At 68.1% G+C, this 23792-nt stretch carries 23 protein-coding genes; 16 read left to right on the top strand and 7 right to left on the bottom strand.

Going from position 1 to position 23792, the window contains the following annotated elements; all coding sequences use genetic code 11:
• Positions 1 to 19: 19 nt before the first annotated feature.
• Positions 20 to 502, bottom strand: a complete 483-nt coding sequence (locus AB0M65_RS23980) for a tRNA adenosine deaminase-associated protein (protein ID WP_364031416.1) — start codon at positions 500 to 502, stop codon at positions 20 to 22.
• Between the two features lie 76 nt (positions 503 to 578).
• On the opposite strand from AB0M65_RS23980, the gene AB0M65_RS23975 reads away from it, so the two are divergent.
• The 7 genes from AB0M65_RS23975 (at position 579) to AB0M65_RS23945 (ending at position 7121) form a co-directional block, all read left to right on the top strand.
• Entirely contained in the window at positions 579 to 1808 is a 1230-nt protein-coding gene (locus AB0M65_RS23975; RefSeq protein ID WP_364031413.1) for a M20 family metallopeptidase, read from the top strand.
• A gap of 335 nt (positions 1809 to 2143) precedes the next feature.
• On the top strand, positions 2144 to 3067 hold the full coding sequence (locus tag AB0M65_RS23970; RefSeq protein WP_364031410.1) for a dihydrodipicolinate synthase family protein: 924 nt from the start codon (positions 2144 to 2146) through the stop codon (positions 3065 to 3067).
• Positions 3068 to 3554: 487 nt separating this feature from the next.
• On the top strand, positions 3555 to 4607 hold the full coding sequence (locus AB0M65_RS23965; protein WP_364031407.1) for an acyl-CoA desaturase: 1053 nt from the start codon (positions 3555 to 3557) through the stop codon (positions 4605 to 4607).
• The gene (locus AB0M65_RS23960; protein ID WP_364031404.1) at positions 4604 to 4786 is read left to right on the top strand and encodes an RGCVC family protein; all 183 of its coding nucleotides are present in this window, start codon (positions 4604 to 4606) and stop codon (positions 4784 to 4786) included. Before AB0M65_RS23965 ends, AB0M65_RS23960 begins: the two co-directional genes overlap by 4 nt.
• Positions 4787 to 4796: 10 nt before the next feature.
• The gene (locus tag AB0M65_RS23955) at positions 4797 to 4955 is read left to right on the top strand and encodes a DUF6307 family protein (protein ID WP_364031401.1); all 159 of its coding nucleotides are present in this window, start codon (positions 4797 to 4799) and stop codon (positions 4953 to 4955) included.
• 160 nt (positions 4956 to 5115) lie between these two features.
• Positions 5116 to 6459: a diaminopimelate decarboxylase gene (gene lysA, locus AB0M65_RS23950; RefSeq protein ID WP_364031398.1), complete on the top strand. Its 1344-nt coding sequence runs from the start codon at positions 5116 to 5118 to the stop codon at positions 6457 to 6459.
• A gap of 167 nt (positions 6460 to 6626) precedes the next feature.
• Complete coding sequence (locus AB0M65_RS23945; protein WP_181775220.1) at positions 6627 to 7121, top strand: Lrp/AsnC family transcriptional regulator; 495 nt, start codon at positions 6627 to 6629, stop codon at positions 7119 to 7121.
• Positions 7122 to 7214: 93 nt separating this feature from the next.
• Here AB0M65_RS23945 and helR read toward each other — a convergent pair whose 3' ends face one another.
• Both helR and AB0M65_RS23935 read right to left on the bottom strand, forming a co-directional pair.
• The gene (gene helR, locus AB0M65_RS23940; RefSeq protein WP_364031394.1) at positions 7215 to 9419 is read right to left on the bottom strand and encodes an RNA polymerase recycling motor ATPase HelR; all 2205 of its coding nucleotides are present in this window, start codon (positions 9417 to 9419) and stop codon (positions 7215 to 7217) included.
• 179 nt (positions 9420 to 9598) lie between these two features.
• A complete protein-coding gene (locus tag AB0M65_RS23935; protein WP_364031391.1) occupies positions 9599 to 11413 on the bottom strand; it encodes a LamG-like jellyroll fold domain-containing protein in 1815 nt (604 codons plus the stop codon).
• Between the two features lie 78 nt (positions 11414 to 11491).
• Here AB0M65_RS23935 and AB0M65_RS23930 point away from each other — a divergent pair, with 78 nt between their 5' ends.
• Positions 11492 to 12052 carry a hypothetical protein gene (locus AB0M65_RS23930; protein ID WP_364031388.1) on the top strand — a complete coding sequence of 187 codons (561 nt, stop codon included), beginning with the start codon at positions 11492 to 11494 and terminating at the stop codon, positions 12050 to 12052.
• Here AB0M65_RS23930 and AB0M65_RS23925 read toward each other — a convergent pair.
• Together AB0M65_RS23925 and AB0M65_RS23920 are read right to left on the bottom strand one after the other, a co-directional pair.
• The gene (locus AB0M65_RS23925) at positions 12049 to 12558 is read right to left on the bottom strand and encodes a DUF6328 family protein (RefSeq protein WP_364031385.1); all 510 of its coding nucleotides are present in this window, start codon (positions 12556 to 12558) and stop codon (positions 12049 to 12051) included. The two genes, AB0M65_RS23930 and AB0M65_RS23925, sit on opposite strands and share 4 nt — an antisense overlap.
• The gene (locus tag AB0M65_RS23920) at positions 12503 to 13477 is read right to left on the bottom strand and encodes an EamA family transporter (protein WP_364031382.1); all 975 of its coding nucleotides are present in this window, start codon (positions 13475 to 13477) and stop codon (positions 12503 to 12505) included. Before AB0M65_RS23920 ends, AB0M65_RS23925 begins: the two co-directional genes overlap by 56 nt.
• A gap of 126 nt (positions 13478 to 13603) precedes the next feature.
• Here AB0M65_RS23920 and AB0M65_RS23915 point away from each other — a divergent pair, with 126 nt between their 5' ends.
• Positions 13604 to 14158, top strand: coding sequence for a superoxide dismutase (locus AB0M65_RS23915; protein WP_364031379.1), 555 nt, complete (start codon positions 13604 to 13606; stop codon positions 14156 to 14158).
• Between the two features lie 71 nt (positions 14159 to 14229).
• Here AB0M65_RS23915 and AB0M65_RS23910 read toward each other — a convergent pair whose 3' ends face one another.
• Positions 14230 to 14631, bottom strand: a complete 402-nt coding sequence (locus AB0M65_RS23910; protein WP_364031376.1) for a TIGR03667 family PPOX class F420-dependent oxidoreductase — start codon at positions 14629 to 14631, stop codon at positions 14230 to 14232.
• A 36-nt stretch (positions 14632 to 14667) separates the two neighbouring features.
• A complete protein-coding gene (locus AB0M65_RS23905; RefSeq protein WP_364031373.1) occupies positions 14668 to 16662 on the bottom strand; it encodes a DUF2339 domain-containing protein in 1995 nt (664 codons plus the stop codon).
• Between the two features lie 248 nt (positions 16663 to 16910).
• Between AB0M65_RS23905 and AB0M65_RS23900 the strand changes: the two genes are divergently transcribed.
• The 7 genes from AB0M65_RS23900 to phoU all read left to right on the top strand — a co-directional run bounded on the left by AB0M65_RS23900 (position 16911) and on the right by phoU (position 23719).
• The gene (locus tag AB0M65_RS23900; protein WP_364031370.1) at positions 16911 to 17213 is read left to right on the top strand and encodes a hypothetical protein; all 303 of its coding nucleotides are present in this window, start codon (positions 16911 to 16913) and stop codon (positions 17211 to 17213) included.
• 18 nt (positions 17214 to 17231) lie between these two features.
• Positions 17232 to 18377, top strand: a complete 1146-nt coding sequence (gene dusB, locus AB0M65_RS23895; RefSeq protein ID WP_364031367.1) for a tRNA dihydrouridine synthase DusB — start codon at positions 17232 to 17234, stop codon at positions 18375 to 18377.
• Between the two features lie 56 nt (positions 18378 to 18433).
• Entirely contained in the window at positions 18434 to 19267 is an 834-nt protein-coding gene (locus AB0M65_RS23890; RefSeq protein WP_364031364.1) for an alpha/beta hydrolase, read from the top strand.
• A gap of 58 nt (positions 19268 to 19325) precedes the next feature.
• Positions 19326 to 19937 (top strand): isopentenyl-diphosphate Delta-isomerase, encoded by a 612-nt coding sequence (idi, locus tag AB0M65_RS23885; RefSeq protein ID WP_364031361.1) that lies wholly within the window; start codon positions 19326 to 19328, stop codon positions 19935 to 19937.
• 65 nt (positions 19938 to 20002) lie between these two features.
• On the top strand, positions 20003 to 20740 hold the full coding sequence (locus AB0M65_RS23880; RefSeq protein WP_364031358.1) for a GGDEF domain-containing protein: 738 nt from the start codon (positions 20003 to 20005) through the stop codon (positions 20738 to 20740).
• A gap of 816 nt (positions 20741 to 21556) precedes the next feature.
• A complete protein-coding gene (locus AB0M65_RS23875) occupies positions 21557 to 22960 on the top strand; it encodes an LCP family protein (RefSeq protein WP_364031458.1) in 1404 nt (467 codons plus the stop codon).
• A gap of 93 nt (positions 22961 to 23053) precedes the next feature.
• Entirely contained in the window at positions 23054 to 23719 is a 666-nt protein-coding gene (gene phoU / locus AB0M65_RS23870) for a phosphate signaling complex protein PhoU (protein ID WP_364031355.1), read from the top strand.
• Positions 23720 to 23792 lie beyond the last annotated feature (73 nt).

Below are 23792 nucleotides of genomic sequence, written 5' to 3'. Positions count from 1 at the left end.
GCGGAAGCGGCGGAGGGGCTCAGATCTCGTCCAGGAGCTTCGTGAACTCGGCGGCGAAACCACACCGCTGGGCGACCATCTGGAGTTGTTCGTCGGGATAGAGGTCGACCTCGCCGACGATCACTTCGAGTTCGGCCCCCGGCAGCCCGAGGTCGGCCAGTATCTCGAGGTCGCCTTCCGGCCAGACCGCGTCGTCGTCCTCGTCCGGCGGGTCGACTCTCAGCACGTCGAGGACGTCGGCGGCGATGTCGTAGTCGAGCGCCGCGGCGGCGTCGGACAACAGCAGCGACGGGCCTCTCGGACTCGGCCGGACGATCACGAAGAACTCGTCGTCGATCGCCAGCAGACCGAACGCGGCACCGGTCGAACGTAGTTTTCCGAGCTCCGTGATCGCAGCGTCGAGCTCGGCGAGTGCCCCTGGATCAAGGGAACTGCACCGCCATCGACCGTCCTCCCGCACCACGGCCACCGCGAACCCCGTGATCGGCTCTTGCACCGCCATGCGCACACCGTATTCCGCCCATGTTCGGAACGCACGCACGGTGCGCCCGAAGCGCCTCATGCGCCACTATCGAGACATGACCGGACCGACCGACCTGCCCACGCTCCCCGATGCGCGCTTCGCTGGTTTGCTGGACGAAGCCCGCGCACTCCAAGCGAAAACCGTACAGCTCCGCCGGGAGATCCACCGGAATCCGGAGATCGGCCTCCATCTGCCGAAAACCCAGGCCTCGATCAAAGCCGCCCTCGAAGGCCTGCCGCTGGAGATCACCGAGGGCAAGACGACCACCTCGCTGACCGCCGTCCTGCGGGGTGGGAAGCCGGGTCCGGCCATCCTGCTCCGCGGCGACATGGACGCGCTGCCCCTGCGGGAGGACACCGGCCTCGACTTCGCCTCCGACGACGACGGCGCGATGCACGCGTGCGGGCACGACACCCACGTCGCGATGCTGGCGTCGGCGGCGCGGCTGCTCAGCGAGCACGCCGGCGAACTGGCCGGGTCGATCGTGTTCATGTTCCAGCCCGGTGAGGAAGGCGAGCACGGCGCGCGCCACATGATCCACGAAGGTGTGCTCGACGCTGCGGGCGAACGCGTCGAAAAGGCTTTCGGCCTGCATATCTTCACCCAGGTCGAGTCCGGCGTCGTGCAGACGCGGCCGGGGCCGATCATGGCGTCGGCGAACAGTTTCCACGTGAAGGTCACCGGCCGGGGCGGCCACGGCTCGGCGCCACACCAGGCGATCGACCCGGTGCCCGCGGCGGCCGCGATGGTCGGCGCACTGCAGACGATGGTGACCCGCAAGGTCAGCGTGTTCGAACCGGCGGTGGTCTCCGTCACCCGCATCGAGACCGGGACCACGACGAACATCATCCCGGAGACGGCGTTCCTGGAGGGCACGATCCGCACGCTGTCCGAGCGGACGCTGGCGTTCGTGCGCGAGGAACTGCCGAAGGTGTGCGAGGCGATCGGTGCCGCGCACGGTGTCCGCGTGAGTGCCGAGGTCACCTCCGGCTATCCGGTGACGGTGAACGATCCGCAGGTCGCGAAGCGGGTGCTGGAGCTGGCGGCCGAGGTACTCGGTGCCCGCAACGCCGAGGTCATGGAGAACCCGGTGATGGGCGCGGAGGACTTCTCCTATGTCCTGCAACGTGTTCCGGGCGCGTTCGCGTTCCTCGGCGCCTGCCCGCCCGACGCCGATCTGGCGACGGTCGAGGCGAACCACTCGAACCGGGTGGTCTTCGACGAGGACGCCATGGCCAACGGCGTCGCGATGTACGCCGCCTTCGCACTGGACGCACTGCGGTAGCGATTAGACAACAGTGTTGCTTTATTGAGGGGTCTGGCAAAGGTGGCGTGGTGCCTGGACTCGCTGTGACCGGCTTGTTCGCGGGGTTGGCGGCCAGAGCGAAGGCGTGACTCGCGTGCTCAAGGACGTAACTCGCGTGCTTGAAGGCGTAACTCGCGTGCTTGAAGGCGTAACTCGCGTGCTCAAGGACGTAACTTGCGTGCTTGAGCACGTGACTCGCGTGCTGTCCACAGAGGACGGGTCCACGCCAGACCGCACGTCGCACCCTTCAGGACGCCCGACCCGATTTCCTCGCCATGCTAACGTGACCTGTCACATCATATATCAGATCGGACATGCCAGTGGCGTCGACTTTTTCGTTTGACCAGCGGAAACGGCGGCTGTCCGGGGTCGTGGCCATCCCGGTGACCCCATTCGACGCCCATGGCGCCGTGGAGTCGAGGACCTACGAGAACCTGGTGGACCGGTTGATCACCGGTGGCGTCGAGGTCGTGACGCCGAACGGGAACACCGGCGAGTTCTACGCGCTGGACGAGGCCGAAACGCGGCACTGCCTCGAACTGACGGTCAAGGCCGCGGCCGGGCGGGCGAGTGTGGTCGCCGGCGTCGGGCACGACGTCACCACGGCGATCCGCGCGGCGCGACACGCGCGGGAGGCCGGTGCCGAGCTGATCATGATCCATCAGCCGGTGCATCCGTACGTCTCGGCGGACGGCTGGGTCGAGTACCACCGCGCGATCGCGACGGCGGTGCCGGAACTGGGTGTCGTGCCGTACGTGCGTGACGCGCGGATCGAGGGCGGGCTCCTCGCCCGGCTCGGCGACGCGGCACCGAACGTCATCGGCGTGAAGTACGCCGTCGCGGATCCGGTGCGGTTCGCGTCGGTGGCGCGGGACGCGGGGCTGGAGCGGTTCACCTGGATCGCCGGGCTGGCGGAGCTTTCCGCGCCGGGCTACTTCGCCGTCGGGGCGACCGGGTTCACGTCGGGGCTGGTGAATGTCGCCCCGGCGATTTCGCTGGAGATGTTCCACTCGTTGCGGGACGGGGACTTCCGCGGGGCCATGGACGTCTGGGAACGCGTCCGTCCGTTCGAGGAGATGCGGGCCGCGGACGGGAACGCCAACAACGTGAGTGTGGTCAAGGAAGCGTTGGCGCAACTGGATCTTTGCCGCCCCGAGGTGCGCCCGCCGAGCCGCGTACTACGCCACGGCGAACGTCGATTGGTCACCGGCCTGCTCGAAAAATGGGGCCTTCACTAAGGAACATCAAGAACGCTGAGAAATTTCGCTGACAACGCTGAGAAATCCTGACCATGCTCACGCCCGCCGGGGGTGGGCGTGAGCACGGTGACAGGTCAAAGGTCGTGGCTATCGACGATCGCGGCGTGATCCTTCTGGGCGCCTCGGGGCGCGCCGTACGGCGCGGCGGGCGGCTGCTCACCGGTCAAAGCCGGCGGGACCAAGAACGCGACGGGATCGATGTCTGGCCGGTGCTCCTGTCTCCGGTCGAGCCTCGACCGGACGGAACCGGGGGAAGTTTCCCTCGATGTCCTTGACTGTACGCCAAGTCGTGCTGGTTTGGTGAATTGCTTCCACACCTCTCCCGTGGGACGCTGGGAGAAGACCACGGAGCGCCCGTGGCGTGTTGTGGGCCCAGTGCCTTTCAAGGCCGAACCAGACCCCTTCGGTGTTCCGAAACCCGTTGCTGGACTGACCACTCTCACGAAACCAGAACGGTGTATCCATCATGACCTTCGCAACGCCGCTGGATCAACCGGCGCCGCCGTCCAAACAGGGCAGCGACTTCGCCGAACTGTCCAAATTGGTCAAAGACGCCGGCCTGCTCAAACGGCGGCGCGGCTACTACGCGGTGAAGATCGCTTTGAACCTGCTCGCTTTCGCGGGCGGTTGGGTCGCTTTCGCGCATCTCGGGGATTCCTGGTGGCAGCTGTTCCTCGCCGCGTTCTTCGCGATGATGTTCACGCAGCTCTCCTTCATCGGCCACGACGCCGGGCACAAGCAGATCTTCCGCGGCCGCAAGGCGAACGACGTCACCGGATTCGTCCACGGTGGACTGACCGGGTTGAGCTACGGTTGGTGGATCGGGACGCACACCCGGCACCACGCCAATCCCAACCACGAGGACGAGGACCCGGACGTCAATCTCACCGCGCTCATCTTCACCAAGGCGCAAGGCACCGAACGACGTGGTTTCCTGCGCTGGATGGCCAAGTACCAGGCGTTCCTGTTCTTTCCCATGCTGCTGCTGGAAGGTCTGAACCTGCACGTTTCGAGCGTGACGGCGATCCTGCAGCGTGGCTTCAAACGGCGGAAGCTCGAATCGGCGTTGATGCTCGCGCACGTCGCGGCGTACCTGACCGCGGTGTTCGTGGTGCTCTCGCCGGGTGTCGGTTTCGCCTTCATCGCGGTGCACCAATGCCTTTGGGGTGTGTACATGGGCTGCTCGTTCGCCCCGAACCACAAGGGCATGCCGACGCTGTCGGCCGGGCACACCTTCGATTTCCTCCGCAAGCAGGTGCTCACCTCCCGCAACGTGCGTGGCGGGCCGGTGGTGGACTTCGCGCTCGGCGGCCTCAACTACCAGATCGAGCATCACCTCTTCCCGAGCATGGCGCGGCCGAACCTCAAGCACGCGCAGGTGATCGTGCGGGAGTTCTGCGCGAAACACGGCATCGACTACGCGCAGTGCGGTTGGGCGGCGTCCTACGGGTACGTGCTCCGGCATCTGCACGAGGTCGGCGCTCCCTTGCGTGCCCAGGCGATGGCGGGTGCGCGATGACCGCCGCCCGCTCACTCGGTGACGTGGCCGAACCCGCCGCCGACGACCGCTGCCCGAGCTGCCCGCATCCCCTTTCCGCACACGACGCGATCGCCCGGCGCTTCTGCACCGCGACCGCCGCGGGCGGGTTCAGCCGCGGCTGCACCTGCGCCACGAAACCAGAACCGACAACCGAATAGAGGAATCACCATGAACGCCGACACCATCCCCGCCTCCCGCTACGAAATGCGGGTCGACACCGTGAAGAAGATCGTCACTGAACACACCTCCCTCGACAACGAGGCGGCGTTCTCCCTGGCCGTGCACATGGTGCGGGCCCTCGACACCGTCCCGGAGAGCGTCCGCTGACACCTGCGGACACCGTCGACACTGTGGCCGGGGTTACTCGCGCGTTAACAACGCGTCAGTGAGACCCCGGAACGCGTCAGGGAGGTGTTGGCGAAGCGGCCGGGCCGGGTCGATCGGAGTTGTGCTGGCGAAGCACTGACCGATCGACGCGGAGGTAACCGTGACGCTCAGCGAGCTCCTGCCCAGCCTTGGCTGTGAAGCCGCCGACCATCTCGAAGCCGGGGTCTGGCCGCGGAGCACCGAGCTGGGCCCTGGCGGGGAACTGCTGTTCGCCGGTGCGCCGGTGTCCCACCTCGCCGCGAGGTTCGGGACACCGGCGTATCTGCTCGACGAGGACGAGGTCCGGCAGAACGCCCGCGCGTATCGCCGGGCGCTGCCGGACGCCGAGGTGGCGTACGCGAGCAAGGCGTTGTGCACCCGCGCGGTCTTGCGCTGGGTCGCCGAGGAAGGGCTTTCCCTCGACACCTGCTCGGCCGGTGAGATCGCCGTCGCCCGGTCGATCGGCTTCCCGGCCGAGCGGATCCTGCTGCACGGCAACGCGAAGACCCCCGAAGACCTCAAGGCGGCGCTGTCCTACGGCGTCCGCCGGATCGTGGTGGATTCGCTCGACGAGATCGAGCAGCTCGGCGCGCTCGCCACCGGCGCGCAGCAGGTGCTGATCCGCGTGACACCGGACGTCTCGGCGGGCACGCACGCGGCGATCACCACCGGGACCGAAGGGCAGAAGTTCGGCTTCTCACTGCGTGAAGAGGTCCACGACAACCTCGACCGCGCCGTCTCCGCCGTACTCGCCCAGCCCGGTCTCCGCCTCGCCGGTCTGCATTGCCACATCGGCTCGCAGGTTTCGCGGGTGGACTTCTACGAACTGGCCGCCCGCAAGATGATCGGCGTACTCGTCCGGCTTCGCGAGACCCACGGCATCACGCTGCGGGAGCTGGACCTCGGCGGCGGGCACGCCGTCCGCTATCTGCCGGGCGACCCCGGATTCGACATCGACGGCTACGTGCGTCGCCTTCGTGTCGCACTTGGCTACGAATGCACGTCGCAAGGCTTCCCACTGCCGAAGCTGACGATCGAGCCGGGCCGCGCGATCGTCGGCCCGGCCGGTATCACCGTGTACCGGGTCTGCGCGGTGAAACGCGGCTCGCGCACGTTCGTCGCCGTCGACGGCGGGATGAGCGACAACGCGCGTCCCGCGCTCTACGGGGCGGTGTACACCGCGCGGCTGGTCGGCAGGCGCAGCCGCGCGGTCCGGCGGCCGATGACGGTGGTCGGGCGGCACTGCGAATCGGGTGACCTCCTCGCCGACGGGCTCGCGCTCCCCGACGACGTCCATCCCGGCGATCTGCTCGCCGTGCCGTGCACCGGCGCCTATCACCACTCGCTCGCGTCGAACTACAACCTGGTCGGCAGGCCGCCGGTCGTCGGCGTCTCAAGGGGTATCGCGACCATGCTCATCCGGCGCGAAACCGAGGAAGACCTGCTGAAACGCGATCTCGGCTGAGGACGTTTCGAATACCTCGGCGCATCCGGCACCGTGCGGCAGATTCCTTCGAACGACGCCTTCGCGGAAGAGAAACGCGACAAACAACTTAACGGCGGTAGCATTCTGGACATTGATCGATACGCTGCGCGACAAGAATCGCATGCCGAAACAAAGGGAGGGACGGCATGGGTGACGAACCACGCGCGCAGATGGAGCAGCGCACGCCTAGAGGTTTGGACAATACCGATCGCACTCTGATCGCCCTGCTGCAAGTCGACGGGCGGGCCTCGTTCACGGCGCTCGCCAAGGCCGTCGGTCTGTCGGAGGGCGCCGTGCGGCAGCGCGTCCAGCGACTGCTGCGGGACGAGACGATGCAGATCGTCGCGGTCACGGATCCGACGAATGTCGGGCTCGGCCGCCAGGCGATGGTCGGGATCAAGGTCCAAGGCGATCCGCGAGCGGTCTCCGACCAGCTCACCGGATTGCCGGACGTCCATTACGTCGTGCTCACAGCCGGCACTTATGACCTGCTCGCCGAGGTCGCTTGCCGGGACGACGAACACCTCTTGAGTGTGCTGAACGATGACATCCGGCCTATTCCGGGAGTCATCAGCACCGAGACCTTTGTGTACCTGAAGCTCGCAAAGCAGACATATGCCTGGGGTAACTTGACCCGATAACGCCCCAGGCCCAATGGGCTGACCCAGTGCGATGAACGGCCCGTTACTTGCGAGATTTGCAAGTAACGGGCCGTTCATCGCACTCACGGGACGCTAGACGCAGCGCAGGTAGGCGTCCGGAGTCCGCCGCGCCGAGTCCAGCCCGCGAAGCACCCGCGGCAGCGGGCCGGCGCACAGGACCCCGAGCCGCTGAGTCGCCCGCGTCAGCGCGACGTACAGCTCCGCCTCGCCACTGGGGCCTTCCGCGAGGATCCGCTCCGGCGCCACCACCAGGACGGAGTCGTACTCGAGCCCCTTGGTCGCCGACGGCGCGATCGCGCCCGGCACTCCCGGCGGCCCGATGACCACCGAGGTCCCCTCGCGCCCGGCCTCCTCGCGGACGAACTCCGCGACAGCGTCCTCCATGTCCACTTCGGACAGTCGACGCGACCATGGCCTTACGCCACAAGAACGTACTGAATCCGGCGGTACGGCGTCCGGCGCGAAGCTCGCGAGCAACGAGGCAGCCACCGCCATGATCTCCGACGGCGTCCGGTAGTTGACGGTCAGCTTCCGGTACACCCACCGGTCGGCGACGTACCGGGACAGCATCGCGTCCCACGACCGCGCGCCCGACGGCGACCGGCGCTGCGCGAGATCCCCGACCACGGTGAACGACCGGCTGGGGCAACGCCGCATCAGCACCCGCCAGTCCATTTCGGACAGTTCCTGCGCCTCGTCGACGACGACGTGGCCGTAGGTCCACTCCCGGTCGGCGGCCGCACGTTCGGCCAGGTCCCGTTCGTCGCGCTGGGCGAAGCGGTCGGCCAGGTCCTCCGCTTTCAGCACGTCGGTCGGCCGGAGCGCGAACTCGTAATCGTCGTGGTCCTCTTCGACCTCGATGAGCTCCAGCACCCGCTCCGCGTACTCCTTCTGTTCCAGCTGAAGACGTTCCTTGGCGCGCCGCTCGGCGGTGCGATCCCAGCCGAGGAGTTCGACGGCCTCGTCGAGCAGCGGCACGTCCGGCACCGTCCACGCCGTCGCGTCCTCGCGGAGCAGCGCCGGATCGGCCCCGGCCGCCTTCAGCCGCTCCGGCGAGGCGTAGAGGTCGGCGAGCAACCGCTGAGGCGTCAGCACCGGCCACAGCCGGTCGAGCACCGCGCCGAGCCCCACGTTGCCTTCGAGGTCGCGCCGGATGTTCTTCAGCATCTCCGGGCGCGTATGCGTGTCGTCCTCCGGCAGCCAGCCCCGGCCGATCCGGTCGACCGCCCGCTCGGTGAGCGCCGCGATCACCTCGCGTTCGAAGACGGCCTTGGCCTCGTTGTGCAGCAGGCCGGTGTCACGGGCCCGCTGTCTCGCGGCCGCCGCGACCTCGGCGTCGAGTGGCACGGTGACGTCGTCGAGTTCGATCGGCTCCGGTTCGGCAGGCAGCTCCTGCCGATCCGTCACCGCCGCCGCCAGGACGTCCAGTATCGCCAGCGAGCCCTTGAGCCGCTGGACCGGCGGCGAATCCTCCCGCTCGGTGTGCAGGCCGTGGACGAAGTCTCCCGGCGTCGCGAAGACGGCGCTGGCCTCGCCGAGCGACGGCAGGACCCGGCCGATGTGGTCGAGGAAGCCACTGCTCGGCCCGACCACCAGCACGCCGCGGCGCTCCATGCGCTCCCGCTTCGTATACAGCAGGTACGCCACGCGATGCAGTGCCACCGCCGTCTTGCCGGTGCCGGGCCCGCCCTCCACGACCAGCACGCCCGGATGCTCCAGCCGGATGATCTCGTCCTGCTCGGCCTGGATCGTCGCGACGATGTCCCGCATCCCGTCGCCGCGTGGCGCGTTGACCGCCGCCAGCAGCGCGGCGTCGCCCCGTTCCGCCCCCGATTCCGGACGGCCGAAGACCTCGTCGGTGAAATCGAGGACCTTGCGGCCGAGGGTACGGAATTGACGGCGCCGCGACATTCCTTCCGGAGACGCGCCGGTCGCGCAATAGAACGCGCGTGACGCCGGTGCCCGCCAATCCAGCACCAACGGTTCATAATCGTTCTCGTCGTCGAAAAGGCCGATCCGGCCGACGTACGCCCGCTCTCCGGAACGGGCGTCCAAACGGCCGAAACAAAGGCCCTCGTCGGCGATCTTCAGCCTGGCCATCTCCCGTGCTTTCGCGCTGACGGAGACTTCACGGTCCGACAGCACGAACCCTTCTCCCCGCAACGCGCCGTCGTACGCCTCGCTCACCCGCGTACGTTCGGCGTCCAGCCGCCCGTAGAGCGACGCGATGTACTCCTGTTCGGATCGCAATTCCTCGTCGTACCCCTGATTTGACAAGTTCCCCTCACAGCGGTTAGACTCCCAACAGATTCGGCGCGATGATCAGGCATTCCTGATTACACGCCGATTTTTTATTGTCCACCACTTGTCAAGAGGGACCCGGTATTCGGCCGGAACCGATCGTGCGCGATAATGGGGATGAAGATCCACCATTACCGCGCACGATCCGCGACGACTCAGCCGAGCATGAACTCGCGAGGCTCCAGCGCCCTTCCCACCACGCGGACGTCACCCAGCCAGCCGTGGAACGCCTGCTCGACGATCGAGTCGTAGGCGTAGGCACCGATCAGCCAAGACCCACCGGGGTTCGCGATCCCCGCCGCCGGGGTCTTCGGGTTCCGCAGCACCGGACAGCCGTCGACGTAGAGCGTCGTCCGCCTGCCGTCGTTGACCGCGGCGACGTGGATCCACTCCCGCGGTGTCAGTTCGTGCCCCCAGCAGGTGGAGATCCCGTTCTGATTCACCGGGAACACCGCCCACTGGAAGGCGGCACCGTCCGAAAGGGACAGTGTCGCCGACGGCTCACCGGGATCGTCGCCGGTTTTGCCTGCCTTGCCGCCGGAACCCTGCCTGCCGAAGAGCGCGGCCCAGGAATGCCGGCCGTCCTTGAAATCCTCGGGCAGCTTCACGAACGCCTCGATGGTGTAACCGCGCGAGAACGTCTCCGCGTTCATCGGCGCGGAGTCCGCCGTACGCAGGTACGCGCCGCGTGCCGGTTTCTTGCCGCCGTCGAACCGGAGGCTGGACCGCGAGGGCTGCCGCCCGGAGAACTCCCCGGAGAACCGCAATGCCTCTTCGGGACTGCCGGGCAAGGTCACCCGGACCAGGTCGTTGCCCCGGCCGGAAAGGTCGCGGACGCCGCCGACCGGTGTGCCGTCCCGGCCTTCGAACCGCCAGTACGCCACGGTTCCCCGGATCAGCTGCCGCTCGGCAGGCCGTGACGGCGGGACCGGGACCGGCGCGAACCCGGCGAACCTCGCGTCGAAATCGACCTCCAGGCTGAAGTAGTCCGCCGGACCGGTGCGCTCGATCTCCCGCCGCTGCAACTCGTTCAGCCGCGGTGCCTGGTCGGCGAGCCACGGCGAGACCGTGCGGACGTCGATCACGTTGCGCGCGAGGTCGAAGCGGTAGAGCCGGATCATCGCGCTCCCGCCGTAGTAACGGTCCTGGTAGTTGGTGATGTGCAGGTGGACGTCGTTGCCCGCCTGGTTCTTCTGCACCGCGCGGCCCGGCGGCCAGTAATGCCCGTTGAGCGTCAGGAAGATCTGGTCGTTCCCCGCGATGAGTTCGTCCCACACCTTCTGCCCGAACTCGGACAGCTGAGCCTGTCCCGCTTCGTCGGCCCAGACCAGTTCGTGGATCGTCAGGATCGCCGGGAGCCGCGGATTCCGCTTGAGCACCGACCGCGCCCACTCCAGCCCGCCCGCCGACGGCCGCCAGTCCAGCGCCAGCAGCAGCCACTCACGGCCACCGGCGCGGAACACGTGGTGACTGTTGTAGCCGTCCTGGCTCGCGCCGCGGAAGGTCCGCGAACCCCGCTGCCGCTGCGGGCCGAAGGCGTCGAGGTACGGCGTGCGACCGCGCTGGTCGTCGGTCGAGGACTTGATGTCGTGGTTACCGGCCAGCGTGCTGTACGGGAACCGGCGGCGGTCCAAATGCTGGAAAGAGCGGCTGATCTGGTCGAACTCGCCCCGCTGCCCGTTCTCGGTGAGGTCGCCGAGATGCGCGAGGAACACGATGTTCTCGTCGCACTCGGTGACGTACCGCAACGTGGCGTCCAGCGGCGCGGGATCGCCGCGGTCGGCGTCGAACAGATACTGGGTGTCGGGCAGGACCGCGAGGGTGAAGCGGCCGTCTTCGGCGTCCGGACCGTGGTGGCCGAAGGTCGCCGAAGCCGCCGGGGCGCCGAGCACGGGCAACGCGGACGCCGCCGCACCGGCGCCGAGCAGGCCGGCACCACGCAGGAAAGTCCGTCTGGATGAGTCGTTCACGGCCGAAACCTACGGTCGCGGAGGCAACACGTCCCGAACCGCGGATGAACACTTGCCCCGCTCGGTAGCGTCGTCCTCATGGGGGAAACCGAAGCACCCAAGCGGGTCAAACGATGGCCGGTGCTCGCCGGGGTCGGCGTGGTGGTGGCCGCGGCGGCCTGGTGGATCGTGGACGAGATGCCGACGGTGGACGACGCCGTCGTCCGTGACGCGCTGCCGCCGATCGACGAGCACCTGCGCGCGAACGCGTGGACCGGCGTACTCGCCGATTCCGGGTTCACCGACGTCCGCTGGGTGTGCACGCGGAAGGTGATCGAGACCAGGCCGGACGGCGAACGGGTCAAGGTCGGTCTCGTCGCGAACTGCGACGAGGTCGCGCGGGAGGGCGGCGGGCTCGTCACCGGCAGCGGATTCCGGCAGCCGATGGTCTACCTGGTCGAACGCTCGCAGGACGGCTACCGCGTCCTCGACCGCGAGCTCGCGAAGGACGGCACGGCGTACTCGCCTTCGGTCAAGGCGATGTTCTCGTGGATGGGCGCCCGGCGGGTTCTCGACGGATCGAGCCCGGAAGATCCGGCGACGGTCGCGCCCGCCGCGTTCGGCCTGCCCGACGGCACTCCCGTCCGCGCCCGGCGCTAGGCCTTGTCCCGGTCCGTGTCCTGATCGGTGGCCTGAGCGGTGGCCTGGTCATCATGGCCGATCCGCCGCGGCACGACAAACCACATGACGACGAACAGCGCCGCCACCACAACACCGAGGAGCGCCATCGCGACCGGGCCGTAGACGATCTTGGCGATGAGCGCGACGGTCGTGGTGATCGCGGCGGCGAGAGAGGCGAGTCCCGCCAGGACGGACCGGTTGCCCACGGTGAGGATCCGCTCGCGGTTCCCGGTGCGGAACAGCAACCGGTGCCACCCCGCGGGCGCCGTCAGCAGGACCGTCGAACACACCGTGAGCAGCACCGCCGTCAGGTGAACGGCCTTCTCGAACCCGCTCGCCTCGTGGAACTCGTCGGTGAACACCACCGTGAGCAGGAAACCGAAGAGGATCTGAACGCCGGCCTGCGCGACCCGGAGTTCCTGCAGGAGCTCACTGACGTTGCGGGTCAGGCGTTCGTTCTTCGTCTCTCCGGTGTGCTCGACCACTCGGCTGCTCCAAGACCATCGGTTGACGGGTGACTTTTTCGTGCCAGCCCAAGGAAGTCACCGAGACGACCACCACGGCCAGGCCCAGCCACTGGGTACCGGACAAATGCGCGTTCAGGAACGATACGCCGATAACCGCGGCTGTGACCGGGAAGGCCAGCTCCGCCAGCGTCGCCCTGGCGGCCGGGGTCGACCGCAGCCCCCAGTAATACAGGCTCAGCGCCAGTAAACCGGGGACCAGCGCGAGAAGCCCGAGGCCGAGCGCGTTGTCCCAGCCGACCGCGAACGCGCCGCCCTGGAACGCCACGATCCCCGCCGCGACCGGAAGGCCGACGGTGAACCGGAGCGTGGTCACCTCCTTCGGCGCGAGTTCGGTGGACAGCAACCGGCCGAGCACCGTGCCCGCCGCCCACAGCACGGCCGCGCCGATCGCCAGCAACGCCGCCTTCGCCGCGGCGAACTGGATGTTCAGCGGATCCTTGAACGCCAGCAGCCAGGCACCCAGCAAAGCGGGGATCACGAAGAAGGCGTACCCGGCACGCACGCGCTCACCGAGGACGAAGAACGCGGCGAGGACGGCGAACACCGGCTGAAGTTTCTGCAACACCAACGGCGTCACCGGGTCGCCGAGTTTGAAGGCGGCGGTGAACATCGCCGTCGCCAGCGCGGACGAGCCACCGCCGATGGCGAGCACGGCCAGCCATTCGCGCGGCCCGCACCGGCGCAGCGCACGGAAGGCACCGGGGATGAGCGGGCTCAGCACGAGCACCACCAGCAGATGCTCCCAGAAGACGACCGTGGCCGCCGGGAGCGCCTCGGCGAGCGGGAGGCGCAAAAGGCCGTCGGTGCCCCAAAGTGCCGCGGCGACCGCGACCAGCCAGGTGCGATCCGGAGGGTTGGTGTTCACTTGACCTGCCATCCATGCCCCGCCACCGCCCGCACGGGCGGTATGGAAGGCACTTGTAGTTCCATCGGTTTGAAATTCCTGCACCCGTTCGAGTGGTGGTTCTGGCGGCGCCGACATCGCGCAGGCTAGGCAGGGGACATGCGACCCGTCCCCGCACTCGTCCTCGTTCTGTCCACGGCCGCGCTGGCCATCGCCCCCGGCACCGCGTCGGCCGCCCCCTCACCCGAATCCCGGGTGCACGTCATCACCGCCAAGAGCGACCTCACGATCTACAAGCCGGACCTGGTCCCGCCCGGCGCCCGCGCCCACGTCTTCGGGCTGACCTCGAAAGCCTTCGGAACCTCGACCGCGGTCCTCGTGACCGGTCTGCTGCCCGGCCGCGAATACGGCGCACACGCGCATACGAAACCGTGTGGTGCCACCGGAGACCTCGCCGGCCCGCACTACCAGAACATCGAAGACCCGGTGAAGCCGTCAGTGGATCCGGCCTACGCCAACCCCCGCAACGAGATCTGGCTGGACCTCACCACCGACTCCGCCGGCCGCGGCGTCGCCGTGTCCAAAGTGGACTGGACGTTCGCCGAGCGGCGGGCGAATTCGATCGTGATCCACGAAACGCATACGCACACCGACCCCGGCCACGCCGGGACCGCGGGGGCCCGGCTGGCCTGCGTGACCATCGGCATCTCTTGATCGTGAGTGATTTGGGTCGTTCTAACGACCCAAATCACTCACGACCCCCGCACCCACCCCCTATCCCGCTTCTAAAACCCCCAGGTGCGTTCCGGCCGGATCCTGATCCGGACGCGGTACTCCCGGTCGAACTTCGCCACGTCGGACTCGATCGCGGGGTAGTGCTTCTCGTACTTGTCGAGGTAGCCGGGCTGCTCCGAGGGGAGCCCGTCCGGCAGGATCTCGGCGCGGCCGCCGATCACCAGGATCGAGCCGCCGTGCTTGTCACTGTTGAAGTGAAGGCTGACCTCGGGGTTGGCCTCGACGTGCCGCGTCTTCGCGGTGTCGGGCTGGCTGAAGACGATGATGTCTTCGCCGTCCAGCACGAACCACACCGGACGGGGTGAAGGCCTGCCCTTCGGACTGATGGTGGTCAGCCAGGCGACGTCTTCCTTCGCTCGCTCGGCGAGCCGCGGGTCGGGTTGGTAGCTCATGAAACGCACCAACCACGACCCGGCGGCTTTTCTTCCTCAGCGTGAGGCGACGAGCTTGGCGTACCGCGTCCCGGCTCCCAGCAGGACCAAACCGGCGATGAGGAAGACCGCGACCCTGGCCAGGCCGTCGAGCGCGGCGAGGTCGAACAGGACCAGCTTCAGCACCGCCGCGCCGACCAGCACCAGCCCGATCACCCGCAGGCCGACCACCGAGATGCCGCGGATGAGCAGCAAGAGCGCGGCCACCGTCCAGGACACCGTGATCACCACGTGCCCGAGCAGGAAACCCGAGCGGCCGGGGACGGCCAGCAGCGCGCCGCACAGCACCATCGCACCCGCGCCGTAGAGCGCGCAGACGCCGGCGAAGAGCCACGGCACCACGTTCTCCGCCGCCGACTTGAACAGGCCGAGCCGGTGCGCGACCCACGGAAGCGTGATCGAGACGGCCAGGATCGCGACGGCCACCAGCAGCGCGGCGGCCAGGTCGGCGTCCGGGCGGTTCTTGATCAGGAAGAACAGCGTGGGCGGAACCTCGAAGGCCAGCGCGATGATCCCGCCGACGACGGCGAACCCCAGCCCGCCGAACAACGCCACGTGCTTCTTCGTCCACAGCGCGACCAGCGCCAGCAAAACCCCTTCGCCGATCAGGATCGCGGAGCGGGCACTGCCGTCGAAGAGCGTCATCGTCGTCTGCAAGGCCGCCAGGAGACCGGCGGCACCCGCGAGGTCACCCGTCCAGCCGTCGAGCCACTGCCCGGCCGCCCATACGGCGAGCAGCACCAGCGCGACCGACGCGGTGACGAGCACGGCCGGCGTCTTCGGCAGGAACAACGCGGCGAGCAGCGACGGCAACGGGGCGGCGCCGAGGAGGGCGAGCGCGGCGGCGTCACCGGAACGTTTGGTGGTGACGACCACGGCGAGCGCGAGTCCGATCCCGCCGGTGGCCAGCGCGGCGGCGGTGTTCGCGGTGCTGCCGCCGAGACCGGCGAACGCGGTGCTGAACACCGACGCGACCAGCGGCGGGATCCCCGCGGCGACCGCGACCGACGGCCACGACTGGCGCAACTGCACCGGCGTCGACGCGACCTGAACCACCAGCAGGAACGCGACCAGTTCGGGCTTGAACCCCTGTGTGATCAGCGGCGCGCAGACCACGCAGCCGAGCACGACGGCCGTCGCGAGCAGCGACGACTTCCACCGCACGGCCAGCAGCAATCCGCCGACCGCGATCAGGAGACCGAGCGCGAGACCGGCGTAGGCCGGGAGGAACCCGTACATCGTCGTCGCGGCGATCGCGTCGAGGTACAGCGTCCCGATACCGGTCGCGGCGAGCGCGAACGCACCCGTGCGGCCCGCCGGGGTGCGGTGCAGCCGCAGCCCGATCCCGACGAGCGTCAACCCGAGCGCGGCGCCGCCGATCACCCGCGGCAGCGGGCCGAACCAGCCGCGCTGGATGGCGAGGACCAGGAACAACACGATGCCGAGCAACGTGACGGCGCCGCCGACCCAGGCCAGGAGCCTGCTTCCGGCGCCTTCCTTGCTCAGCTTCTCTGCCAGCGTCACCTTCGGAACCGGCCGGTAGGGCTGGTACGGCTGCTGCTGCAGTTGGTGCTGCTGCTGCTGCTGCGGGCGGGGCTGCTGGTGCGGCGGCTGCTGCGGCTGCTGGTACGGCTGGTGCCACCACCGCTGCTCGGCCTGCGCCTGGGCTTGGGCGTACTGGGCCTGCTGGTACTGGGCATGCGCGTGCTGCGGGTACACGGGCTGCTGAGGCTGCTGCCCCGGCTGGGGCTGCTGCTGCGGCGGCTGGTGCTGCTGCGGCTGGGCTTCGGGCGCCTGCTGGGCGGTCGGCCGCGGCGGGACCGGCTGCTCTTGTCGAGGTGCCTGCTCAGGCGCCTCGGCAGGCGTCGGCGCCGCGTCGGCCTGGACGGTCCTCAGCTCGGTACCGACCCGCGCGAGGCGGGCCCCAAGATCGTCGATCTCCCCGGCGAGCCTGAGGAGCACATCCCCATCGGTGGTCATGGCGACCAGCATGAATCCTCGACGCCGCCGAGGGATCCGTAGCACTACTCAATCGTGATGACGATGTGGTCGCGACCTGCGAGATCATCACCCGGGGATACCGGGATCCTGGCGGGCGCGGCCTTGTCCATGAAGGAATCGGGACACTCAACGTCCCAATTCCTTCATCAACGACGGTTCCACTTACGCGACAGCAGGAACCAGGGGATTCTCGCCGTCGACATCTTCAAGGAGTGCGAGAATGTCCTCGGGAAAGGTCGGTGGAGGAAGTGAAGACCTATCACGCCGAAGTCACCCGTGATGGCAAGTTCTGGCTCATCCGCGTCCGTGAGATCGGCCGCTCGACACAAGCCCTCCGCTGCAAGGACGTCGAGACCATGGCGAGCGACCTCATCGAGATCATGGAGAACATCCGGGGCGACGAGTACGACCTCCACCTCAAAGTGCACCTGCCGAATTCCGTGACGGACCGGTTCTCGGCATGTCTTTCCAGCGCGTCAGCCAGTTGGCGAAGTCGTCCTGACCCCTCGGCGCACGTCGACTTCCGGCCCACCTGCGAGTGACAGACACCACAGGCGACAATGGAGGACGTGACAGCCACCCTGAGCAAGCCCAGCCTGAAGATCGGCCCCTACGAGGTCGATCCCCCGGTCGTGCTCGCTCCGATGGCGGGTATCACCAACGTCGCCTTCCGTCAGCTGTGCCAGGAGTACGGCGCGGGTATCTACGTCTGCGAAATGATCACCGCCCGCGCGGTGGTCGAACGCCACCCCGGCACGATGCACATGATGACCTTCGGCGAGAACGAAAAACCCAGGTCCATGCAGCTTTACGGGGTCGACCCCAAAACCATGGCCGAAGCCGTCCGCATCATCACCGGCGAGGGCCTCGCCGACCATATCGACAGCAACTTCGGCTGCCCGGTCGCGAAGGTGACGCGCAAGGGCGGCGGCGCGGCGCTGCCGTTCAAGCGGAAGCTGTTCGCCGATATCGTGCGCGAGTCGGCGAAGGCGGCGGCCGAGGCGGAGGTGCCGTTCACGGTCAAGTTCCGGGTGGGCATCGACGACGACCACCTGACCTACCTCGACGCCGGGCGCATCGCCGAAGCGGAGGGCGCCGCCGCGGTCAGCCTGCACGCGCGCACCGCCGCTCAGCGCTACTCCGGCCAGGCCGACTGGACGAAGATCGCCGCCCTCAAGGAGGCCGTCACCAGCATCCCGGTGCTCGGCAACGGCGACATCTTCTCCGCCGAAGACGCACTGCGCATGGTGTCCGAGACAGGCTGCGACGGCGTCGTGGTCGGCCGCGGCTGCCTGGGGAGGCCGTGGCTGTTCGGCGAGCTGGAAGCCGCTTTCGCGGGACGCCCGCAGCCCACCCCGCCGAAGCTCGGCGAGGTCGCGAAGGTCCTGCGCCGCCACACCGAGCTGCTCGTCGAGCACGACGGCCACGACAAGGCCATGCGCGACATCCGCAAACATATGGCCTGGTACTTCATGGGTTTCCCGGTCGGTTCGGAACTGCGGCGCGGCTTCGCGATGCTCTCCAGCCTGACCCAGCTGGACGACCTCATCGATCAGCTCGACCACGACGCCCCGTTCCCGAGCGCGGCCACCGGGCCGCGCGGGCGGCAGGGTTCGCCGGGCAAGGTCACACTGCCGCACGGCTGGCTCGACGATCCGGACGACGGCTGCGTTCCCGAGGCCGAGGACATGCATTCCGGCGGCTGACAAACGTTCCCGCCGGAAGATTTTTCGCCTTCCCGCTGACAAGTAGAGTCGGCGGCGTGATCGAGCAGCTGAGTATCCCGACCGCCGCCGGTTCCTTCGACGCCATCGCGGCCGGCCCCGAAGACGGCCGTGGCGTCCTGCTGCTGCACGGGTTTCCCGAGGCGGCGGTGGAGTGGGAGCACCAGGTCGCGACGCTCGGCGTGCTCGGATATCGCGCGGTGGCGCCGGATCAGCGCGGTTATTCGCCGGACGTCCGGCCGGAACAGGCGGCCGAGTACACCATCGACGCACTCGTCGGCGACGTCATCGCGATCGCGGATCGCTTGGGGTGGAACGAATTCGACCTCGTCGGACATGACTGGGGCGCCGCGGTGGCGTGGTGGGCGGCCGACGCGCATCCCGGCAGGCTCCGCAGTCTCACCGTTGTTTCGACGCCGCATCCGGCGGCGCTGGCGGAGGCCATGAAGACCGACGAGGATCAGCATCTCCGCTCGGGATACATGACCGAATGGCGGCAGACCCGGGTCACCGAACGACGGATGCTCGAGAACGACGCCGACGCGTTGCGCCGCATCTTCGACCGGAGGGTGCCGCCGAGCAAGGTCGACGAATATGTCCGGCGTCTGTCCGAACCGGGCGCGCTGACCGCCGCGCTCAACTGGTACCGCGCCGGCCGTCCCGGCGGGAAGATCGGGCCCATCGAGGTGCCGACGCTCTACATCTGGAGCACCGAGGACGCCGCCTTCGGTTCGACGGCCGCACTCGACACCGCGAACCGCGTCACCGGCCCGTACCGCTTCGAGATGATCGAGGACGTCTCCCACTGGGTGGTGGAAGAGACACCCGAGGCCGTCACTTCTTTGCTCGTGGAACACCTTTCGTCCCACTAACAGGGGTAACTCTGGTCGCGGTACCGGTTACCGTGAGCCGTGTAGTTCAGTGGGTCCGGTGAACAACGCGACCGAACTCGACACCGAACGCATCGTCTATGTCACCGAGGACGGCGAGCCGACCGGCGAGACCGCGCCCAAACTGGCCGCCCACCACGAGCACACCCGGCTCCATCTGGCGTTCTCCTGTTACCTGCTGCGCCGCAGCGACCAGGCCCTGCTGATCACCAGCCGCGCCGCGACCAAAAAGGTGTGGCCGCGGGTATGGACCAACAGTGTCTGCGGGCATCCCGCACCGGGTGAACCGATCGAAGAGGCCGTCCGGCGTCGTGCCGCCTTCGAGCTCGGCCTGCCCCGGCTGGACGGGCTCCGCTGCGTCCTCCCGGCGTACCGCTACCGGACGCCGCCGTTCGAAGGTGTGGTCGAGAACGAGTTCTGCCCGGTCTTCGTCGGCTGGGTCGACGAAGATCCCCAACCGCATCCCGACGAGGTCGGCGAGTGGCGCTGGATCACCTGGAATGATTACACACGGTTGCTGAATGACGATGTGACTGACGTGAGTTACTGGGCGAAGGATCAGTTTTCGCAGCTCAAAGACGCGGAGCCGTTTTCGGCCTTACAGAACGGCACTTCGGTCCGTGACAATGGGGCGCCTCCGTCGTCCACTTGAGCGATATTCGCTTCGGACCGTACTCATACCTCAAGAGATGCCTCCTTTACGACGAAAACCAATTCGTGGCGGAGGTGAGCGTGGTAGCCGACGACGAGGCCGCGCTCCCACCGGGCGCGCCGGGTATCGATCTGCTCAGCCTGCACGAATCGATCGCCGGGGTACTCGCCACCCAGGGTGACTGGCGACGCGCCTACCACCATCTGAAGTCGGCCTTCGACCTCGCCCGGGCCGGCAGCCTGCGTGACACGCTGACGTCCAGCTTCAACCGCCGCTATCTCGACCAATGGCTGCATGGCCCGGCCGTCGAACACCGCGGCCCGCCAGGGATCGCGATCGCGCTGGTGGACCTCGACCTGTTCAAGGAGGTCAACGACACTTTCGGGCATCTGGTCGGCGACCGAGTGCTCCGCGAGGTCGCCGACCTGCTGCAACAGGGACTTCCGCCCGAGGCGTTCTGCGCCCGCTATGGCGGCGAGGAGTTCGCGCTCGTCCTCCCGGACGTCGATGCCGCCCGCGCGGTCCGGATCGCCGACACCGCCCGCGTCCGGGTGTCCCGCCACCCGTGGGCGCGGATCCGGCCGGGCCTGTCGGTGACGATCAGCGTTGGACTCGCCCACGAAAACGGCACCGGACCGGGGTATCGGGCCGAACCGGAACGGCAGTTGCGCCGCGCCGACGCTTTGTTGTATATGGCGAAACGGGCCGGCCGGAACAAAGTGGCCTATCGCGAAAAGGAATCGTCGCAGGTGATTCCCAGTTCCGCGAACTCCGGGAAGTCTTCCGAGCCCACCGGGGCCTAGCCACCCACTCGGTTAACGCCATACTCTACGTAGCGGTATCGGGCTTTTTAACGCAGCTTTAACCAGGACCGCTCACCCGATCGCATGGACCGTTCGGCGCTTCTCGGTACCTTGGGTGAAGAAAATTCGGGGATGGTTGTCGTCACGAACCCGAGGTGTCCGTACGATAACGAAAGAGCTACGACCTTGAGAGGAGACCGAGTGCCCGACGAGCACCACAATCCGGGGACCGGTCGCCACAGCAGTCTGGACAGGAGCGCCGGCTCGGGCCGCGACAAGCCTGGCAGGCGCCGGTCGATGGACACCCACGGCGGGATCAGCGTCTCGGACGTCGTCGCACGTCACACGGGTGAACGTCCCGTCTTCGACCCGAGCGCCGAGTCACCGGCACCGCCGCCCCGCCGTCTCCGGCAGCCCGAGCCGTCGCCGGAACCTCCGAGACCCGGGGCCCGCGCCGCACGCTCGGAACCACCCGCGCCCCGTCGTCCTCGCCCCGCGGCACCGGCCGCACCGGCCGAGGAGCCGCCCGCACCGCGTCCGGCCCAGTCCGGCCAGTCGCCGTTGCCGCAGCGGAACCCGCGGCCCGCCGAACCCCCGCATACGCCGAGGCCGCCTCGTGCGCGCCGCAACTCGCCGGTCGCGCCCACTCCTGAGGCGCCGACGCAGCGCCGCCCGCCGGTGGTGAACCCCGGCGCCCAGCAGCAGCCCGCGGTACCGGCCGCGCCGCGCCGTCCTCGCCGCCCCGTGCAGCGGCCGGCACCACCGCAGGCGCCGTCCCAGCCGCCGGTTCTCGGCGCCGTCCCGCCGCGGTCCGAGATGGACCGGCTCACCATGACCGACGAGCTCGAAGCGATCGACGAAGCGACGATCACGAAGCGCAAGATCGACCACACGCTTGCCCGGTTCTCCGCCGCGCACGACGAACTCGAGGCCGAAGAGGCCAAGAAACGTGAGCGCCGTGAGCGGCTCGCGGCGCGGCCCGCCGCGTTGCTGGAGCAGACCCGGACAGCACTGCAGCGGGTGGTCACGACCGACACCCCGGAGAGTGCCGAGGCCGCCGAGCAGGCGTCTCCGCAGACCCGTCTTCAGGAGAAGAAGGAACGCAAGACCAGGCAGTCGGCCAAGGCTGGCCGGATCGCCGCCGCCGTGGTCGCCGCGCTCGTATTCCTTTCCATCGGCACCGCGTGGGGCGCGCAGACCTGGTTCGACGCGAAGTTCAACAACGTCGCCTCGCTCGACGAGGACTCCGCCGACATCCAGGACGCCGCCGGCCAGACCGGCGACGAGAACTTCCTGATGGTCGGCTCCGACAGCCGTGACGGCGCGTCCGCCGAAGACGGCGTCGGCGACTCGGACGGCACTCCGGGTGCCCGCTCGGACACGGTCATGATCGCGCACGTCCCGGCCGACCGGCAGCGTGTCGTCATGGTTTCGTTCCCCCGCGACCTCGAGATCAGCCGGCCGGACTGCGAGCGCTGGGATCCGGCGACGTCGTCGTACTCGGATCAGATCTCACCCGCGAAGAAGATCGCGAAGCTGAACACCGCCTTCGGGGTCGGCGGCCCCAAATGCGTCACGAAGGTGATCCAGCAGATCACCGGCATGAAGATGAACCATTTCGTCGGCATCGATTTCAACGGCTTCAAATCCATGGTCGACGCCGTGCAGGGCGTCACCGTGTACAACGAGAAGCCGGTCGACGACGACACCCTCGGCATGGTCATCTCGCAAGCGGGCGAGACCCGGATCTCCGGTGACCAGGCGCTGAACTACGTGCGGGCGCGGCACGTCAAGGGCGACCCGACCTCGGACTACGGCCGGATCAAGCGGCAGCAGGCCTTCCTCGGCGCGCTGCTGAAGACGGTGATGTCCAAGGACGTCATGCTCGACACCGGCAAGATGAGCGGTTTCATCGACGCGTTCGCCAAGGCCACCTTCGGCGAGAATCTCGGCATCAAGCAGATGATGACGTTGGCGAAGTCGATGCGCGGGATGGACTCCGGCAACGTCAAGTTCCTCACCGTGCCCACCACCGGCGAGGCGAACGGGCGCGGCAACGAGGTACTGCTGCAGAACAAGTCGAAGGCCGTCTTCGAGGCGCTGATCAACAACACGCCGCTGGAGGAGAAGGCCCCGGAACCCCCGCCGAACAGCGCGGCGTCCGCTCCGACGAGTTCCGCCAAGTCCGGCGGCGGCAGGAAGAGCAGCAGCTCAGGCTGAAGATCCACGCGGGGGATCATTCGTTAGTCCGGGTTCACGTCGGGTTCACCCTGGGATGCGGCTTTTGGTCCCTGTTCCCCGTAGGGTTGGGCCATGCGTGAGGCTTACCATGTCGAACTCGAACAGCTCGCCGATAACCTAGCGAGCATGTCGCTCCAGGTCGCCGACGCGATGGAGCGGGCGACCCGGGCGTTGCTCGAGGTCGATCTCGGACTCGCCGAGCAGGTGATCAGCGACGACGCGAAGGTCGACGACGCGCGCGCCGAATGCGAGGAGCAGGCGTACGCCCTGCTCGCACTGCAGGCGCCCGTCGCGACCGACCTGCGGACCGTTCTCGCCGCGATCCACGCGGCGGAAAGCCTGGAGCGGATGGGCGATTTGGCACTGCACGTGGCGAAGGCCGCGCGGCGCCGCCACCCGGAGCCGGTCCTTCCCGAGGGCGTGCGGGCCGACTTCGCCAAGATGGGCGAGGTCGCCGTCAAACTGGCAAGGCAGGCCGAGCAGGTCATCAAGTCCAAGGACGTCGAGGCGGCCCGCACGATCGAGTCGGACGACGACGAGGTCGACGAGATCCACAAGCACCTGTTCACCGTCATCATGGACCGGAACTGGGACCACGGCGTCGCCGCGGCCGTGGACGTCACCCTGCTGGGCCGCTTCTACGAGCGCTTCGCCGACCACGCCGTCTCGGTCGCGCGCCGGATGATCTTCGTCGTCACCGGCAAGATGCCCGGCTACGGCCCCGACGAGCTTTCCTAGTTGACGGGGACTTTCCCCAAGTTCCCCCAAGTACATGAAGGCCCCCTTCCTTGCGCTAGACGCAAGGAAGGGG

This window comes from Amycolatopsis sp. NPDC051071 (genome assembly GCF_040682875.1).
Classification (GTDB): domain Bacteria; phylum Actinomycetota; class Actinomycetes; order Mycobacteriales; family Pseudonocardiaceae; genus Amycolatopsis.
Note: the sequence above shows the minus strand (reverse complement) of the source record. Positions and strands in the feature narration are given on the sequence as shown.